The sequence below is a fragment of the Streptomyces niveus genome (genome assembly GCF_001723055.1).
GTDB lineage: Bacteria > Actinomycetota > Actinomycetes > Streptomycetales > Streptomycetaceae > Streptomyces > Streptomyces niveus.
Window position 1 is genome coordinate 1 of sequence record NZ_MDCR01000237.1, and the last position, 15,592, is coordinate 15,592.

Annotated in this window: 16 protein-coding genes, 5 tRNA genes and 1 pseudogene; 14 read left to right on the forward strand and 8 right to left on the reverse strand. The window is 70.2% G+C overall.

Going from position 1 to position 15,592, the window contains the following annotated elements; all coding sequences use genetic code 11:
• From BHU15_RS39385 to BHU15_RS25425, 4 genes and pseudogenes are all read right to left on the reverse strand, one after another.
• Positions 1 to 68: pseudogene (locus BHU15_RS39385) on the reverse strand (ATP-binding protein); the annotation flags it as partial.
• The gene (locus BHU15_RS25415; protein WP_023538417.1) at positions 49 to 456 is read right to left on the reverse strand and encodes a DUF742 domain-containing protein; all 408 of its coding nucleotides are present in this window, start codon (positions 454 to 456) and stop codon (positions 49 to 51) included. The gene BHU15_RS25415 and the pseudogene BHU15_RS39385, both read right to left, overlap by 20 nt.
• A gap of 109 nt (positions 457 to 565) precedes the next feature.
• Entirely contained in the window at positions 566 to 979 is a 414-nt protein-coding gene (locus tag BHU15_RS25420; protein ID WP_023538416.1) for a roadblock/LC7 domain-containing protein, read from the reverse strand.
• A gap of 9 nt (positions 980 to 988) precedes the next feature.
• The gene (locus BHU15_RS25425; RefSeq protein WP_069629325.1) at positions 989 to 4,918 is read right to left on the reverse strand and encodes a sensor histidine kinase; all 3,930 of its coding nucleotides are present in this window, start codon (positions 4,916 to 4,918) and stop codon (positions 989 to 991) included.
• Positions 4,919 to 5,431: 513 nt separating this feature from the next.
• Between BHU15_RS25425 and BHU15_RS25430 the strand changes: the two genes are divergently transcribed.
• The 3 genes from BHU15_RS25430 (at position 5,432) to gltX (ending at position 8,067) form a co-directional block, all read left to right on the forward strand.
• A complete protein-coding gene (locus tag BHU15_RS25430; RefSeq protein WP_069629326.1) occupies positions 5,432 to 5,674 on the forward strand; it encodes a hypothetical protein in 243 nt (80 codons plus the stop codon).
• A gap of 124 nt (positions 5,675 to 5,798) precedes the next feature.
• Entirely contained in the window at positions 5,799 to 6,599 is an 801-nt protein-coding gene (locus BHU15_RS25435; protein ID WP_023538412.1) for a fumarylacetoacetate hydrolase family protein, read from the forward strand.
• Entirely contained in the window at positions 6,592 to 8,067 is a 1,476-nt protein-coding gene (gltX, locus tag BHU15_RS25440; RefSeq protein WP_069629327.1) for a glutamate--tRNA ligase, read from the forward strand. The genes BHU15_RS25435 and gltX overlap by 8 nt, the downstream gene beginning before the upstream one ends.
• Positions 8,068 to 8,131: 64 nt before the next feature.
• Here gltX and BHU15_RS25445 read toward each other — a convergent pair whose 3' ends face one another.
• Together BHU15_RS25445 and BHU15_RS25450 are read right to left on the reverse strand one after the other, a co-directional pair.
• The gene (locus BHU15_RS25445; protein WP_069629328.1) at positions 8,132 to 8,371 is read right to left on the reverse strand and encodes a hypothetical protein; all 240 of its coding nucleotides are present in this window, start codon (positions 8,369 to 8,371) and stop codon (positions 8,132 to 8,134) included.
• A complete protein-coding gene (locus tag BHU15_RS25450; RefSeq protein WP_069629329.1) occupies positions 8,368 to 8,694 on the reverse strand; it encodes a DUF6247 family protein in 327 nt (108 codons plus the stop codon). Before BHU15_RS25450 ends, BHU15_RS25445 begins: the two co-directional genes overlap by 4 nt.
• A 141-nt stretch (positions 8,695 to 8,835) precedes the next feature.
• On the opposite strand from BHU15_RS25450, the gene BHU15_RS25455 reads away from it, so the two are divergent.
• From BHU15_RS25455 to BHU15_RS25480, 6 genes are all read left to right on the forward strand, one after another.
• Positions 8,836 to 9,558 (forward strand): HAD family hydrolase, encoded by a 723-nt coding sequence (locus tag BHU15_RS25455; RefSeq protein WP_069629330.1) that lies wholly within the window; start codon positions 8,836 to 8,838, stop codon positions 9,556 to 9,558.
• A gap of 89 nt (positions 9,559 to 9,647) precedes the next feature.
• A tRNA-Gln gene (locus tag BHU15_RS25460) sits at positions 9,648 to 9,719 on the forward strand.
• Positions 9,720 to 9,738: 19 nt separating this feature from the next.
• A tRNA-Glu gene (locus BHU15_RS25465) sits at positions 9,739 to 9,811 on the forward strand.
• Positions 9,812 to 9,872: 61 nt separating this feature from the next.
• Positions 9,873 to 9,945, forward strand: a tRNA-Glu gene (locus BHU15_RS25470).
• A gap of 25 nt (positions 9,946 to 9,970) precedes the next feature.
• Positions 9,971 to 10,042, forward strand: a tRNA-Gln gene (locus BHU15_RS25475).
• Between the two features lie 19 nt (positions 10,043 to 10,061).
• Positions 10,062 to 10,134: transfer RNA gene (locus BHU15_RS25480), tRNA-Glu, on the forward strand.
• Positions 10,135 to 10,203: 69 nt separating this feature from the next.
• On the opposite strand, the gene BHU15_RS25485 is transcribed toward BHU15_RS25480, so the two are convergent.
• Entirely contained in the window at positions 10,204 to 10,869 is a 666-nt protein-coding gene (locus tag BHU15_RS25485) for a MerR family transcriptional regulator (protein ID WP_069629331.1), read from the reverse strand.
• A gap of 116 nt (positions 10,870 to 10,985) precedes the next feature.
• Here BHU15_RS25485 and BHU15_RS25490 point away from each other — a divergent pair, with 116 nt between their 5' ends.
• Positions 10,986 to 11,468 (forward strand): DUF4188 domain-containing protein, encoded by a 483-nt coding sequence (locus tag BHU15_RS25490; protein ID WP_069629332.1) that lies wholly within the window; start codon positions 10,986 to 10,988, stop codon positions 11,466 to 11,468.
• 72 nt (positions 11,469 to 11,540) lie between these two features.
• Here the strand turns inward: BHU15_RS25490 and ndgR are convergent, their stop codons facing one another.
• The gene (ndgR, locus tag BHU15_RS25495) at positions 11,541 to 12,257 is read right to left on the reverse strand and encodes an IclR family transcriptional regulator NdgR (protein ID WP_023538406.1); all 717 of its coding nucleotides are present in this window, start codon (positions 12,255 to 12,257) and stop codon (positions 11,541 to 11,543) included.
• 182 nt (positions 12,258 to 12,439) lie between these two features.
• Between ndgR and leuC the strand changes: the two genes are divergently transcribed.
• The 4 genes from leuC to BHU15_RS25515 all read left to right on the forward strand — a co-directional run.
• Positions 12,440 to 13,864 (forward strand): 3-isopropylmalate dehydratase large subunit, encoded by a 1,425-nt coding sequence (gene leuC, locus BHU15_RS25500; RefSeq protein WP_069629333.1) that lies wholly within the window; start codon positions 12,440 to 12,442, stop codon positions 13,862 to 13,864.
• 6 nt (positions 13,865 to 13,870) lie between these two features.
• On the forward strand, positions 13,871 to 14,479 hold the full coding sequence (gene leuD / locus BHU15_RS25505) for a 3-isopropylmalate dehydratase small subunit (protein WP_069629334.1): 609 nt from the start codon (positions 13,871 to 13,873) through the stop codon (positions 14,477 to 14,479).
• Positions 14,480 to 14,583: 104 nt separating this feature from the next.
• Positions 14,584 to 14,811, forward strand: coding sequence for an SCO5555 family protein (locus tag BHU15_RS25510; protein WP_023538403.1), 228 nt, complete (start codon positions 14,584 to 14,586; stop codon positions 14,809 to 14,811).
• Positions 14,812 to 14,952: 141 nt separating this feature from the next.
• A partial coding sequence (locus tag BHU15_RS25515; RefSeq protein WP_069629335.1) for an HU family DNA-binding protein occupies positions 14,953 to 15,592 on the forward strand: 640 nt, incomplete at its 3' end.

Below are 15,592 nucleotides of genomic sequence, written 5' to 3' on the forward strand. Positions count from 1 at the left end.
CCCGCCACCACGATCTTCGCGGAGGTGGTCGATCGTGCCGCTCCGCCGCTAGAGCTTGCGAAGTCCACTGAGCACCCTTTCGAGCAGTGTCACATCCGGCGTGCCGCCGGCCTCTCCGTTACCCGGCTGGTGGATGGCCACCATGCCGGCCTCTGCCAGGTCGGCCACGAGGATGCGCGCCACACCGAGCGGCATGGACAGCAGCGCCGACACCTCGGCGACGGACTTCACCTCGCGGCAGAGATGGCAGATCCGCTGGTGCTCCGGGAGCAGCCCGGCGAGATGAGCCGGATCGGCCGTCGTGCTGACCAGCGCCTCGATGGCGAGCTGGTACCGCGGCCGTGTCCGGCCGCCGGTCATGGCGTACGGACGTACCAGCGGCTGGTCGCCCTCAAGTCCGTAGGACGCGTCGACTGAGGCGCCGTACGGATCGTGAGAGGCGGGTGGCGGGGTCATGAATCCTCCGGGCGTGACAGCAAGATGTCTGCGTGCCGTCTGACTGGGCCGGGGTGGGGCCGGTTCGCGGCCTGACGGTGGATGGCGCTGTGGGCGGTACCTGGAAGCCTCAGTGCAGCAGGCTCCCCTGGAGCTCGGCGCGCAGGTCCGGTGTCAGCACCGTGCCTGCCCGGTCGACCAGGAGGGCCATCTCGTAGCCCACCAGACCGATGTCGCAGTCGGGGTGTGCGAGCACCGCCAGTGAGGAACCGTCGGATACGGACATGAGGAAGAGGAACCCGCGGTCCATCTCGACGACGGTCTGGGTGACAGGCCCGCCCTCGAAGATCCGGGACGCCCCCGCGGTCAGCGAGGTCAGACCGGAGGCAACTGCCGCGAGTTGATCGGCACGGTCCCGCGGGAAACCCTCGGACATGGCCAGCAGCAGGCCGTCGGCGGATACGACCACTGTGTGGGACACCCCGGGGGTGTTGTCCACAAAGTTGGTGATCAACCAGTTCAGATTCTGCGCCGCCTGGCTCATCGGACTCAACTAACGCTCCTGCTGGTGAGAGGGGCCGAGGTTGAAACTGCCGGTCGTCGAACTGTCGGCGGTACGGCTGCCGGCCTGACGACCCTGCTGAATGCCACGGCGAAGGTTGGTCAGCCGGCCGCGTACGTCATCTGGCGCACGCGAGACCTGCGGACCGGTCTGGTTGCTCTGCTCCTGCGCGGTTCCCGGCACCAGGTTGGCACGCGGGACCCGACGAGGCAGACCTGAGGTGGTGATTCCGCCCGCGGCGGGCTTCTTGACCCGCTCGGCCTGGCGTACCAGCTCGTCATTGGGTGACGTGCGCCAGGAGGACGTGACGGCGCCGTTGCCGTTGGCGTTGCCGTTCGCCGGCTGCCGCCCGGGCAACGGGGGAGGAGGGGACACCGGTCGGTCCGGGGAACCCTCCGGGAACTGCTGCGGAGACGGCCGCTGCTGCTCGGGCACCTGGGGGACCTGCGGCCCCTCGGGCTGCGCCGGGCCGCCGGAGCCGCCGTTCTGCTGCCCGTGGAACCAGTTGGTCTCCAGCGTGTCGAACAGCGGCGTACGGCCGTCACCCGGCCCGGCCGGCGGCAGCGCCTCCGGCTGGGACTGCTGGGGAAGCGCGCCGACCGGCGGACGCGGTGCGCCGAAGTCGGCACCGTTCGGGCCGTTCTGGCCGTAGCCGGGGCGGCCCTGGCCCTGGTCCGCGCCGGGACGACGCTGTCCGAGCGGCGGCGGGTTCTGGCCGAAGAGATCGTTGTTCGGGGAGCCGGGCGCGGCGCCGGGCTCCGGGGGGCGCGGCGCGTTGAAGTCCGGCCGGGGGAACTGCTCCGTGGACCCGAGGTTCTGCCCCTGACCGGGACCCTGGCCCTGCCCCTGACCCGGCCAACCGGCGTTCACGTCGCCCGAGTTGGGGACGGGGTAGGACCCGGTGTCGCTGAATCCGTTGCCGCCGCCGTTGGTGTTCGGGGCGCCGCTGTTCAGGTCCGGCCGGGGGCCGTCGAAGTCGGGGCGCGCGAACTCGGCGGTGGAGCCGGGGCCTTGGCCCTGCCCCGCCGACGGCATCGCGAACTGACCGGTGTTCTCGGGCTCCTCGTGGCCGCGCGGGGCGTCCGGCGAGAACCGCTGCGGCGCGGGCTGCTGCCCCGTGCCCCAGGTGGTCGTCGCACTGGTACCGGGACGCTGCGGGCGCTGCGGCGGCTGCGGGTTGCCCCCGGGCAGCTCGGCGCGCGGTCCGCCGGGCGGCGGCAGCTGCCGGCCGCGGTCGACCGGCGGGGGTCCACCGTTCGGCGCCCCCGCTCCCTGCTGGAAGGCGTTGCGGTCGCGGTTGCCGGGGCCGCCCGCGGGGCCGCCCCGTCCGCTCGGGCTGGACAGGCTCTGACCGGGCCGGGCGAGCCGGCCACCGGCCTGCGGCACCGGACCCGACGGCTGCCCGGGGCCCGACTGGCCGCCCGGCCGGCCGGACGCCTGCTCACGGGGGCTCGTACCGAACAGGCTCGGACCACCGGAACTCTGCCCCATGCCCTGGCGCTGCGGGTCCTGCGGCGGACCGGACTGCGGCCGGGTGGGCAGACCGTTCTGCGTACCGTTCCTGGCCGGCAGCGCGGCGCGGGGCCCCGTACCGGCGCCGACCTGGCCGCGCGCCGGCGGAGTGGCCAGCCGCCCCGCTCCGGCTGCGCCGCCCGCGAGCCCGGCGGCGATGCCGGACTGCTGACCGCCGGCACCGAGGGCGCCCTGACCGGCGGGCGACGGTCCGCCCGCGCCGTTCGGCGCGCCGACGCCGGGACGCGGCGGCATCTTCTTGCCGCCGTTGGCGACATCGACGGGCAGCATGACCAGCGCGGTCGTACCGCCGGAGTCGGAGGGGCGCAGCTGAATCCTGATGCCGTGCCGCAGGGAGAGCCGGCCGACCACGAACAGACCCATGCGGCGCGACACCGAGACGTCCACGGTGGGCGGCGAGGCGAGCCGTTCGTTGATCGCGGCCAGGTCCTCGGGGGAGAGGCCGATGCCGGTGTCGTGGATCTCGACGAGCACGCGCCCGTCGGGCAGCGCGTGACCGGTGACGCGCACCTTGGTCTGCGGCGAGGAGAACGACGTCGCGTTCTCCAGCAGCTCGGCGAGCAGGTGCACGAGGTCGTTGACGACGCGGCCGGCGACCTCGGTCGTGGGCACCGAGGCGAGTTCGATCCGCTCGTACTGCTCCACCTCGGAGGCGGCGGCACGGAGCACGTCGACCAGCGGCACGGGGCGCGTCCAGCGGCGGCCCGGCTCCTCACCGGCGAGGACCAGCAGGTTCTCACCGTTACGGCGCATACGGGTCGCGAGGTGGTCCAGCTTGAACAGCGAGGACAGCTGGTCCGGGTCGGCCTCGCGGGACTCCAGCTCGGAGATCAATGACAGCTGACGCTGGATCAGGCCCTGGCTGCGGCGCGAGAGGTTGGTGAACATCGCGTTGACGTTGCCCCGCAGCAGCGCCTGCTCGGCGGCCAGTCGGACGGCCTCGCGGTGCACGTCGTCGAAGGCCGCGGCGACCTTGCCGATCTCGTCCCTGGAGTGCACACCGACCGACTCGACGGAGGTGTCCACGTCCTGCGGGTCGGAGTCGGAGAGCTGCTTGACCAGCTCCGGCAGCCGGTCCTGGGCGACCTTGGTGGCCGTCTCCTGGAGGCGCCGCAGCGAGCGGATCATGGAGCGGGCGACGACGAAGGCGCCGACCAGCGAGACGCCGAGGACGACGAGGATCAGCGCACCGTTGATGAGCGCGTCCTGCTGCGACTTCTCGCGCAGCTGACGCGCCTTGTTCTCCATCTCGCCGAGCAGCGTCTGCTCGATGATGTTCATCGCGTTGATCTTGGCGGACGCCTGGTCGGTCCAGTCCAGGTACGAGCGCTTCGGCCGCCCCTCCAGTCCGCCGGAGATGCCGAGCACCCGCTGCGCGTACTCGTCGGCGGCGTTGATCTCGGGGTTGCCCTTGCCGCTGAGCGGGGCCGTCAGCTCCTCGGCGTTGCCGCCCATCGACTCGTACAGCGCGTCGAAGGAGGCGAGGGCGTTGTCGCCCTTGGTGGCCGCCGCCAGACCGTAGAGCCGGTCGTTCTCGTTGAGTTCACCCGCGAGCTTCGGGTCGGCGGGGAGCGCGGAGGCGATGATCGCGCGCTGGATCGACGCGTACTCCTTGGCGGAGGAGAAGGCCGCCAGGGCGCGGGTCCGCTTGATCATGTCCGGGTTGCTGGTCGCCTGCGCCATGTCCTGCGAGAGGCTCAGCAGCGAGTCGATGAGACCGCTGTACGCGTCGACCGTCAGCGAGTGCGTGGTGTCCGAGTCGTACGCGTCCTTGCGGATTTCCTGGATCTTGTTGACCTGGGTCGCGATCTGGCTGACGTTGGCGCGGATCGACTCCAGCGCCTGGTCGCCGTCGGTGTTCCCGATGTCCACGGTCGCGCCGAGGAAGGCCTTCTTGGCCCGGTCCGTCTTGGTACGGCGGTCCTGGACCTTGAAGTCCTTGGGGTTCGCGCCGTTGGTGAGCGGACCCGCCGACTCGTCACGCTCCGCCTGGAGCGCCGCGGCGAGACTGGTCGCTTCCTTGGTCATCTTCGTCAACAGCTGCATGTGCTCCAGCTGCTGGCGGTCGTTCAGGGACTCGTTGATACGCAGTCCGCCCAGCGTGGTGGCCGCGACCACCGGCAGGGTGAGCAGTGCCACCAGACGGGTGCTGATGCGCCAGTTACGCAGCGCTATTCGCGAACCCGCGTCGGTCGACGCCGACTTGGGCGCGGCGTTCGGGGTGTCGCCACCGGGCGCCGCACCGGGCTGGGTGCCCCGGTCGCCACCCTCGCCGGCCGGACCTTGGCCGGGGTTCTGGGTGTGCTGGGGCGAGGAGCCGCGGTCGGTCCCGCCACGGGGCTCCTGCTCCGCCGCAGCGCTGCTGTCCCTCTTGAAACGTCCCTGCACTAGCGTCGCAACCTCTGGACCAGGCGTCCCCCCGCAGAACGGCGGGACGGTGTCGGCGTCGTGGAGCGCAGAGTGCGCCCCAAGGTGGTCGTTGAGTGACCGGCGATGCTCCCCTTCCCCGCATGTCACTCGGCGCCGCGTCGCGCCCTTACGCGCCGTCCTGATGAACCCGCGGCGGTGCGTGGAATTTCAGCACAGAGCAGGATCTCCAACAAGGGCCGTGTACCTGGCTGTGACCTGGGTGACACCTTGTGAGCGGGGCGTGACGATCGGTAGAAGGTGTTCGGGGAGGAAACGGACTTCCCGGAACGAGTCCCGTGTGGGCGAGGGGTGCCCCAGTCCTGATGATCAGGAGCGGAATGGAGCGTTCGATAGGGCAATGTCCGTTTCCATCGGTCTCGACCACTGTCCCTGATGGGTGAAATGCCCGGCAGGTCGTGAGCAAACTCACATGGAGATCGTTGCGCCATCCAGGCTTTCGCAGGGAATCAGGTGTTTAGCCTGACGCTTTACATGGATGGCACATTCGACAACCGGCGCTCCCGAGCACCCGTACCCGACAAGGTCTGCGTACAACCGATGAAGATGACGAAGATGTTCCGCAACACCGCCAACCCCCGCCGCACCACGCTGGCGAACCTGGACGACGCCGGGGAGCTTCTCCCGCCCGCCCCGCCGGAGCACTCCGTCGACCTGCCGCTCCGCACGGCCAACCCGCAGCGTACGACGCTGATCGACGCCCCCGTCGCACAGTAGGGCACGCACCACGGCGGCCCCGCACCGCGTCGGCCGCCGCCCCCCACCGCGCTAGCCTGGGACGTCAGTCTGCAGTCAAACAGCCGGCATCAACCAGCAGCAAAGTGAGGGGCGACAGCAACCCGTGCGTATCGCCAGATTCTCCATCGACGGCAATGTCGCCTTCGGCGCGGTCGAGGAGGACGGCACCGGCGGTACGGCCGCCGGCCTCGTCCTCGACATCATCAAGGGCATTCCGTACACCGACTTCGAGCTCTCCGGCACCAAGGTCCCGCTGAGCAAGGTCCGGCTGCTCCCGCCCGTCCTCCCCAACAAGGTGGTGGGCATCGGCCGCAACTACGCGGCGCACGCGGCGGAGCTGGGCAACGAGGTGCCCGAGAAGCCCGTGGTCTTCCTCAAGCCGACCACGTCGGTGATCGGCTCCGGCGACGGTGTCGAGTACCCCTCGTTCTCCAGCGACCTGCACTACGAGGCCGAACTGGCCGTCGTCATCGGCCGTATGTGCCGCGAGGTCCCGCGCGAACGCGTCAAGGACGTGATCTTCGGATTCACCTGCGCCAACGACGTCACCGCGCGCGACGCCCAGAGGAGCGAGAACCAGTGGGCCCGCGCCAAGGGCTTCGACACCTCGTGCCCGCTCGGCCCCTGGGTGGAGACCTCCATCGACCTGGCGGCCGTCAGTGACGGCCTCGCCGTCCAGTGCACCGTCAACGGTGAGCAGCGCCAACTGGGCAGCACCCGGGACATGATCCGCTCCGTCGAGGACCTCGTCGTGCACATCACCGAGGCCATGACGCTGCTCCCGGGCGACGTCATCATCACGGGCACCCCCGCGGGGGTCGGCCCCCTCAGCGTCGGCGACGAGGTCGCCGTCACCATCGAAGGCATCGGCACTCTCACCAACAAGGTGATCAAGCGTGGCTAACGCGACCGTCCGCGTACGTTTCTGTCCCTCGCCGACCGGCAACCCCCATGTGGGTCTGGTCCGCACCGCCCTCTTCAACTGGGCGTTCGCCCGCCACCACGGCGGCACCCTGGTCCTGCGCATCGAGGACACCGACGCCGCCCGCGACTCCGAGGAGTCGTACGAGGCGCTGCTCGACTCGCTGCGCTGGCTCGGCCTCGACTGGGACGAGGGCCCCGAGGTGGGCGGCCCGCACGCGCCGTACCGCCAGTCGCAGCGGATGGACATCTACCGGGACGTCGCCGACAAGCTGCTCGCGGCCGGCCACGCGTACCACTGCTACTGCACCGCCGAGGAGCTGGAGGTCCGCCGCGACGCCGCGCGCGCCGCCGGCCGCCCCTCCGGGTACGACGGCCACTGCCGCGACCTCACGCCCGAGCAGAAGGCGGCGTACGAGGCCGAGGGCCGCACCTCCATCGTCCGCTTCCGGATGCCCGACGAGCCGATCACCTTCACCGACCTGGTCCGCGGCGAGCTGACCTTCACGCCGGAGAACGTGCCCGACTACGGCATCGTCCGCGCCAACGGGGCGCCGCTCTACACGCTCGTCAACCCGGTCGACGACGCGCTGATGGAGATCACCCACGTCCTGCGCGGCGAGGACCTGCTCTCCTCCACGCCCCGTCAGATCGCGCTCTACCAGGCGCTGATGGGGCTCGGCGTCGCCCACTTCGTACCGCAGTTCGGACACCTGCCGTACGTGATGGGCGAGGGCAACAAGAAGCTCTCCAAGCGCGACCCGCAGGCCTCGCTCAACCTCTACCGCGAGCGCGGCTTCCTGCCCGACGGTCTGCTCAACTACCTGTCCCTGCTGGGCTGGTCGTTCTCCGCGGACCAGGACGTCTTCACGCGCGCGGAGATGGTCGGCGCCTTCGAGATCGGCGACGTCAACGCCAACCCGGCGCGCTTCGACCTGAAGAAGGCCGAGGCGATCAACGCCGACCACATCCGGCAGCTGGACGTGAAGACCTTCATGGAGGCCTGCGCGCCCTGGCTGCGGGCCCCGTTCGCCAACTGGGACCCTGCGGACTTCGACCAGGCGGCCTTCGAGGCGATCGCCCCGTACGCGCAGACCCGCGTGACGGTGCTCTCCGACATCACGGCCAACGTCGACTTCCTGTTCCTCGCCGAGCCGGTCGAGGACGAGGCGTCCTGGACGAAGGCGATGAAGGGCGACCCGGCGGCGCTGCTGACCACGGCCCGCGCGAAGCTGGCGGACGCGGACTGGTCGAGCGCCGAGTCCCTGAAGAACGCGGTCCTCACGGCGGGCGAGGAGCACGGCCTCAAGCTCGGCAAGGCCCAGGCCCCGGTCCGCGTCGCGGTCACCGGCCGCACGGTGGGCCTGCCGCTCTTCGAGTCCCTGGAAAACCTGGGCAAGGCCCGCACGCTCACCCGCATCGACGCGGCGCTGGCGAAGCTGGCGGCGTAGGTCCGGCCGGACGTACGCGAAAGGGGGCCGGCGGCCGACTGGGCCGCCGGCCCCCTTCCGCCACTCAGACCGCCACGAGGTCGACCACGTTGATCACGACGTGCCGGTTCGACACGACGTAGGTCACGAAGCCGCCTGCGAACGCGGCGGACCAGCTGTTGTCCTGGTTGCTCGTGGCGGGCGCCCCGAAGGGGTTGACGGCGAGCCGTTTCTCCAGCGCGAGGAGCGCGCCGCGTTGTGGCGCGGTCAGCGCGGCCTTACGGCGGGCCGCCCGATCCGCGTACCGGATCGCGTACGTGCTCACCCGCGCCCCACCACGTCCACCGGGTTGTTCTCGGCGTCGTACGCCCTGCCGTCCTCGTCCCGGAAGACCATGCCCTCGGTGTCGCCCTCCGCCAGGCGCTTGACCGTGTGCTCGACGTCGTCCAGGTACCCCGGGGTTGCGCAGGCGCAGGCGAAGGGGAACCACTTGTCCACGACGCCCGCCAGAGCCGCCTGGTCGAAGTCGGCCGCCGCGCTCAGCCAGTCCTGCTCGAAGGCCCGCAGCCAGTCCGGGCGCCGCTGCAGCGCCGTGCGAACGGCCTCCGGGGTTCTCTCGCAGGCCTCCGGGTCCACTTCAGTGGCCATGATCAACTCCCTCGGCGGGGCGGGGCGAACGGGACCGCCATGCTAGGGCTAGTCCAGCACGGCGCACGGCGCCCGACCGTGACATCGAACCCGTACGAGGGACGGGAGGCCGGCGGCGCGCCGCCCCGGTACCGTCGTCCCATGCCCATCCGCGCCGTCGTCTGGGACATCGACGACACCCTCTTCGACTACACCACCGCCGACCGCGCCGGTATGCGGCTGCATCTCGCCGCCGAAGGGCTCGACGGGCGCTTCGGCACCGTCGAGCGGGCCCTCGCGCACTGGCGCGAGATCACCGACGTCCAGTGGCTCCGCTTCGCCGACGGCGAGACCACCTTCCAAGGACAGCGGCGCGACCGCGTCCGGCAGTTCCTCCGTAAGGAGGCGCTGAGCGACACCGACGCCGACGCCTGGTTCGACCGCTACGTCGCGCACTACGAGTCCGCCTGGAAGCTCTTCCCCGACGTCCTCACCGCGCTGGACTCGCTGGCCCCCGAGTACCGCCAGGCCGTCCTGTCGAATTCGAGCATCCACAACCAGGACCGCAAGCTCCGGATCCTCGGCGTACGCGACTACTTCGAGGCCGTCCTGTGCGCCGCCGAGCTGGGTGTCTCGAAACCCGACGCCGCCGCCTTCCACGCGGCCTGCGACGCCCTGGAACTCGACCCCGCCGAAGTCGCCTACGTGGGGAACGAACCGGACATCGACGCCGGCGGCGCCACCGCCGCCGGACTGGCCGGAGTCTGGCTCGACCGGGGGCGGCTCGGCGGGCGCCCCGAGCTGGTGACGATCACCGATCTGGACCGACTGCCCGCTCTGCTGCGCGGTGATACTCGTTTTGGAGCGCCGTCTCCCATCGGGTAATGTTCTTCCTGCGCCGCCCCAGAGACCGCAAGGTCTGGCCGGAAAGCGCAAACCCAAACAAAACCCCCACTTCGGGGGTTGAGTTTTGGTGGGCTATGGTGTAATTGGCAGCACGACGGTTTCTGGTTCCGTTAGTCTAGGTTCGAGTCCTGGTAGCCCAGCGCAGAGTTCTTCTGCAACGCCCCCGTTGTGTAGCGGCCTAGCACGCCGCCCTCTCAAGGCGGTAGCGCCGGTTCGAATCCGGTCGGGGGTACAGATCCTTCTCTCCGATTTCTTCGGGTCGCACCCGGACACGTCGATGCAGGATCGCTAGGGCCCCCGTTGTGTAGCGGCCTAGCACGCCGCCCTCTCAAGGCGGTAGCGCCGGTTCGAATCCGGTCGGGGGTACGCGGTACGAAAGTCTGAACCACCTTGGGCTATGGTGTAATTGGCAACACGACGGTTTCTGGTTCCGTTGTTCTAGGTTCGAGTCCTGGTAGCCCAGCTCAACGCTCCACCAGCTAGCCCCCGTTGTGTAGCGGCCTAGCACGCCGCCCTCTCAAGGCGGTAGCGCCGGTTCGAATCCGGTCGGGGGTACGTGACGATGAGGCCCTCCGCGATCGCGGAGGGCCTTTTCCGTGCCCTGACGCCGGGGGCCGACCGCGCTCAACTCCGGGAACTGTAGCGACGGTTGGATTCCTCGGCCTCCGCGAGCCGGCGCAGGCTCAGCAGCACCGGCTCGTACAGCACGGTGAGCGCCACCGCCGCCTCCACCTGCTCGTACGGGTCCCCGTACCGCTCCACCATGTCGATGTCGGTGACGCCGAGTTGGTCCGCGAGCCGCCCGTACGGCAGCAGGTCCGACACCTCGCACGGATAGCCGGTCCTGGCCAGCCCGGCGATCGCCCCCACCAGGACGCGGTACGCCGCCTCCGAGGCGCCCCTGGCCGGCGCGTGCGTCCAGCCCAGCTCCTCGAACAGCTCCTCCGCGCGCCGTCGCGCCGCCCGCGTCTCCTCGTCCAGCTCGTCGGCGTCGAACGCGGCGTCCAGCGCCCCGTCGGCGGGCAGCGCCGCGATGGCCGCGCCCAGGCGCGAGTGGTGGTCGATGGAGTCGTCCTCGATGGCCGCGAGAACCTCGCGCGCGGTGGCGACCGGCATCCGGCCGACCTGGATCAGCGCGCGCACCAGGCGCAGCCGGCGCAGATGCCCGTCGTCGTACGCGGACTGCGTGGCGGTGACCCGGTGCCCCGGCCTGAGCAGCCCCTCGCGCAGGTAGTACTTGATCGTGGCGGTGGGAATCCCACTGCGCTCACTCAGCTCCGCCATCCGCATACCGCTTGCACCATCCCTTGGAGAGTGCCACTATCCAATCATGGATAGTGGCACTCTCCAAAGAGGGGGTGCCGCCCGTATCGCCGCCTTCGCGCGGCCGGAAGCAGGGGACCGTCATGGGTACGAAGCTGTTCGAGGGCCGTACGACCGCGGGCGCCGAGGGTGACGTCGTCGTCTTCCTCGTCGGGATGCGCATCAACAACTTCCGCGCGCTGCGCAGCTGGTGGCCGGTGTTCACGGCCATGCCGAGGATGGTCAGGGAGCTGTCGCGCGACAAGGGCCGCGGGCTTCTCGGCGTCCGCTCGCTGCTGGGCTTCCCGCGGGTGCTGTACGTCGTCCAGTACTGGGAGTCGAAGGAGAAGCTGCTCGCGTACGCCTCCGCGCAGGACGGCGAGCACCGCCCCGCGTGGACGGAGTTCAACCGCCGGGTGCGCGCTGGCAAGGGCAAGGTGGGCTTCTGGCACGAGACGTACATCGTCCCGGCCGGCTCGTACGAGAGCGTCTACGTCAACATGCCGGCGTTCGGCCTCGGCGCGGCCACGGAGGTCGTCCCCGTGGGGCGCCGCGGCGAGCGCGCGGCGGACCGCCTCGGCTCGTGACGCCGCCAACTCCGTACAACGGGGCCCGGAGTTGGGCGGGCGCGCAGTGCCGTCGCCGCCCCCGCACAGCGATCAGCTGGAGCGGCGCAGCGCCTCCGACAGCCGCCCGGCCGCGTCGATGATCGCCTGGGCGTGCATCCGCCCCGGATGCCGGCTCAGGCGCTCGATCGGACCGGACACCGAGACCGCCGCGACGACCCGGTTCGACGGCCCGCGCACCGGCGCCGAGACCGAGGCGACGCCCGGCTCCCGCTCGCCGATCGACTGGGCCCAGCCCCGTCGCCGTACACCCGAGAGCGCCGTGGCCGTGAACCGCGCCCCCTGGAGGCCGCGGTGCAGCCGCTCCGGCTCCTCCCAGGCCATCAGGATCTGCGCCGACGAGCCCGCCTTCATGGTGAGCGTGGACCCGACGGGCACCGTGTCCCGCAGTCCGGACAGCCGCTCGGCCGCCGCCACACAGATCCGCATGTCGCCCTGGCGCCGGTAGAGCTGCGCGCTCTCCCCGGTCACGTCGCGCAGATGCGTGAGCACCGGCCCGGCCGTCGCCAGCAGCCGGTCCTCGCCGGCCGCCGCCGCCAGCTCGGCCAGCCGCGGGCCGAGGATGAACCGGCCCTGCATGTCCCTCGCCACCATCCGGTGGTGTTCCAGGGCCACGGCCAGCCGGTGGGCCGTGGGCCGTGCGAGCCCGGTCGCAGCGACCAGCCCGGCGAGGGTGGCCGGACCGGACTCCAGGGCGCTCAGTACCAGAGCTGCCTTGTCGAGAACGCCGACGCCGCTAGAGTTGTCCATGAAACGATACTCGCGTCTCACTCTGTGAAACGCAAGTTCAATTTTCCAGGGAACTTGCCACCCTGTACGGACGGACCCGTCCACGAACACGGGTTCACAGCTGACGCGGGCGCGCGGGACACCGGCGTGGGCCCCACAAATCTCCAGGACTGCCGGCGGCGCTGCCGGCCGAAGGGAAAGCGATGGGTAGGACACTCGCGGAGAAGGTCTGGGACGACCACGTCGTCCGGCGCGCCGAGGGCGAGCCCGACCTTCTCTTCATCGATCTGCACCTGCTGCACGAGGTGACGAGCCCGCAGGCCTTCGACGGCCTGCGCCAGAACGGCCGACAGGTGCGGCGGCTCGACCTCACCATCGCGACCGAGGACCACAACACCCCGACGATCGACATCGACAAGCCGATCGCCGACCCCGTCTCCCGCGTCCAGCTGGAGACGCTGCGCAAGAACTGCGCGGACTTCGGCGTACGGCTCCACCCGCTGGGCGACGTCGAGCAGGGTGTCGTGCATGTCGTGGGCCCGCAACTGGGACTGACCCAGCCCGGTACCACCGTCGTGTGCGGCGACAGCCACACCTCCACCCACGGCGCCTTCGGCGCGCTGGCCTTCGGTATCGGCACCAGCCAGGTCGAGCACGTCCTGGCCACCCAGACACTGCCGCTGGCCCGCCCCCGCACCATGGCCATCACCGTCGAGGGCGAACTGCCCGACGACGTCACGGCCAAGGACCTGATCCTCGCCGTCATCGCCCGGATCGGCACCGGCGGCGGCCAGGGCTACATCCTCGAATACCGCGGCTCCGCCATCGAGAAGCTCTCGATGGAAGCCCGCATGACCATCTGCAACATGTCGATCGAGGCCGGCGCCAGGGCGGGCATGATCGCCCCGGACCAGATCACCTTCGACTACCTCCAGGGCCGCGACCACGCCCCCGAAGGGGCGGACTGGGACGCCGCGGTCGCGTACTGGCGGACGCTGCGCACCGACGACGACGCCGTCTTCGACGCCGAGGTCTTCATCGACGCCACGGAACTGGCCCCGTTCGTCACCTGGGGCACCAACCCCGGCCAGGGCGCGCCCCTGTCGACGAACGTCCCCGACCCCGCTTCGTACGACGACGCTTCGGAGCGCCACGCCGCCGAAAAGGCCCTGGAGTACATGGGGTTGACCGCCGGGCAGGCGCTGCGGGACATCCAGGTGGACACCGTCTTCGTAGGTTCGTGCACCAACGGCCGTATCGAGGACCTGCGCTCGGTCGCCGCGATCATGGAGGGCCGCAAAGTCGCCGACGGTGTACGGATGCTGGTGGTCCCCGGCTCCGTACGGGTCGCGCTCCAGGCCGTCGCCGAGGGCCTGGACAAGGTCTTCACCGGCGCGGGCGCCGAATGGCGGCACGCGGGCTGTTCGATGTGTCTGGGCATGAACCCCGACCAACTCGCGCCCGGCGAGCGCTCCGCGTCGACCTCGAACCGCAACTTCGAGGGCAGGCAGGGCAAGGGCGGCCGGACCCACCTCGTCTCGCCCCAGGTGGCCGCCGCCACCGCCGTGCTGGGCCATCTGGCCTCGCCCGCCGACCTGTCCGACACCCGCACCCCCGTGGAGGCCTGAGCGGTCATGGACGCATTCACCACACACACCGGCCGGGCCGTCCCGCTGCGCCGCAGCAACGTCGACACCGACCAGATCATCCCGGCCCACTGGCTGAAGAAGGTCACGCGCGACGGTTTCGAGGACGGACTCTTCGAGGCCTGGCGCAAGGACCCGGACTTCGTTCTCAACCGGCCCGAGCACCAGGGCGCCTCGGTGCTGGTCGCCGGACCCGACTTCGGCACCGGCTCCTCACGCGAACACGCCGTGTGGGCGTTGCAGAACTTCGGCTTCCGCGCGGTCATCTCCTCCCGGTTCGCCGACATCTTCCGCGGCAACTCCCTCAAGAACGGTCTGCTGACCGTCGTTCTGGAGCAGCGCGTCGTCGACCACCTCTGGGAACTGACCGAGGCGCACCCCACCGCGACGGTGACGGTCGACCTCGAAGCGCGTCAGGTACGCGCCGAGGGCCCCGACGGAGCAACGGTGACCGCCGATTTCGAGCTGGACGAAAATGCCCGCTGGCGCCTCCTCAACGGCCTCGACGACATCGGTCTCACCCTGAAGAACGAAGCGGACATCGTTACCTACGAAGCCTCCCGGCCGTCCTTCAAACCCCGCACAATTGCCGTCTGATCAGCGCTTTTCCCCGCCTGCGCCTCCTGCCTCCCGGTAGGGGGCGCAGTGCCTTGTTGAGACCCCGTCGGGCGACAACTCGCCCCAGATGGCACAATCGGTGCATGGAACGCGACAGCCAACTCGAGCTTTACGGAGTGGTCGCGGACCGGCTCAAGGAAGCGCACACAAGGGTGCGCGCACTGCAAGTCCCGGAGGGCGTACGGATGGCGCTGACCCGGAAGCTGCTGGTCATCACGGCCGCGGCCAAACACGATCTCTTAGACGCGGCACGTCGTCTGGACCGCTTGATGAAGGACCTCGACGAGGGTCGATTCCCGGAAGGCGACTGAGCCGCGGAACTCCGCGGGGTCGACTTCGTTGCGGCACTAGGGTGATTAGCCCGTTTCGTGTTTGATTTGCGGTATATATCTGCCTAACGTGCGGAAAAGCTTGAACACTTTCGTTCTGGCAATGTCTCCGAAGGGGAAGACGTGAACAAGGCGCAGCTCGTAGAAGCAATTGCGGACAAGGTCGGCGGTCGCCAGCAGGCGGCCGACGCCGTCGACGCGGTACTGGACGCTGTCGTCCGCGCCGTCGTCGCGGGTGAGCGGGTGTCGGTCACCGGTTTCGGTTCGTTCGAGAAGGTCGACCGCCCGGCGCGTTACGCCCGTAACCCGCAGACGGGTGAGCGGGTCCGGGTCAAGAAGACGTCGGTGCCGCGTTTCCGCGCGGGACAGGGCTTCAAGGACCTGGTGAGCGGCTCGAAGAAGCTTCCCAAGAACGACGTGGCCGTCAAGAAGGCGCCCAAGGGCAGCCTCTCGGGCGGTTCTTCCACCCGTACGACCGCCAAGGCCGCGGCCAAGAAGGCCACCGCCAAGAAGGCGACGGCGAAGAAGACCGCCGCCCGCAAGACCGCCACCGCCAAGAGGGCCGTCAAGAAGACGTCGGCCGCCGCCAAGAAGACGGCCACGAAGAAGACCACGGCCGCCAAGAAGGCCACCGCCAAGAAGACGAGCGCGGCCAAGAAGGCCACGGCGAAGAAGACCGCGCCGGCCAAGAAGGCGACCGCCAAGAAGGCGCCCGCCCGCAAGGTGGCGGCGCGCACGACCACCGCCAAGAAGGCCACCGCGA

What these genes read in the sequence shown, in the direction of transcription:
- BHU15_RS25510 (WP_023538403.1), top strand. Translation starts at nt 14,584, where the DNA reads ATGGAACGCGACAGCCAACTCGAGCTTTACGGAGTGGTCGCGGACCGG.
- BHU15_RS25415 (WP_023538417.1), bottom strand. Translation starts at nt 456, where the DNA reads ATGACCCCGCCACCCGCCTCTCACGATCCGTACGGCGCCTCAGTCGAC.
- BHU15_RS25430 (WP_069629326.1), top strand. Translation starts at nt 5,432, where the DNA reads ATGGATGGCACATTCGACAACCGGCGCTCCCGAGCACCCGTACCCGAC.
- BHU15_RS25450 (WP_069629329.1), bottom strand. Translation starts at nt 8,694, where the DNA reads ATGGCCACTGAAGTGGACCCGGAGGCCTGCGAGAGAACCCCGGAGGCC.
- BHU15_RS25420 (WP_023538416.1), bottom strand. Translation starts at nt 979, where the DNA reads ATGAGCCAGGCGGCGCAGAATCTGAACTGGTTGATCACCAACTTTGTG.
- leuD (WP_069629334.1), top strand. Translation starts at nt 13,871, where the DNA reads ATGGACGCATTCACCACACACACCGGCCGGGCCGTCCCGCTGCGCCGC.
- leuC (WP_069629333.1), top strand. Translation starts at nt 12,440, where the DNA reads ATGGGTAGGACACTCGCGGAGAAGGTCTGGGACGACCACGTCGTCCGG.
- ndgR (WP_023538406.1), bottom strand. Translation starts at nt 12,257, where the DNA reads ATGGACAACTCTAGCGGCGTCGGCGTTCTCGACAAGGCAGCTCTGGTA.
- BHU15_RS25485 (WP_069629331.1), bottom strand. Translation starts at nt 10,869, where the DNA reads ATGCGGATGGCGGAGCTGAGTGAGCGCAGTGGGATTCCCACCGCCACG.
- BHU15_RS25455 (WP_069629330.1), top strand. Translation starts at nt 8,836, where the DNA reads ATGCCCATCCGCGCCGTCGTCTGGGACATCGACGACACCCTCTTCGAC.
- BHU15_RS25490 (WP_069629332.1), top strand. Translation starts at nt 10,986, where the DNA reads ATGGGTACGAAGCTGTTCGAGGGCCGTACGACCGCGGGCGCCGAGGGT.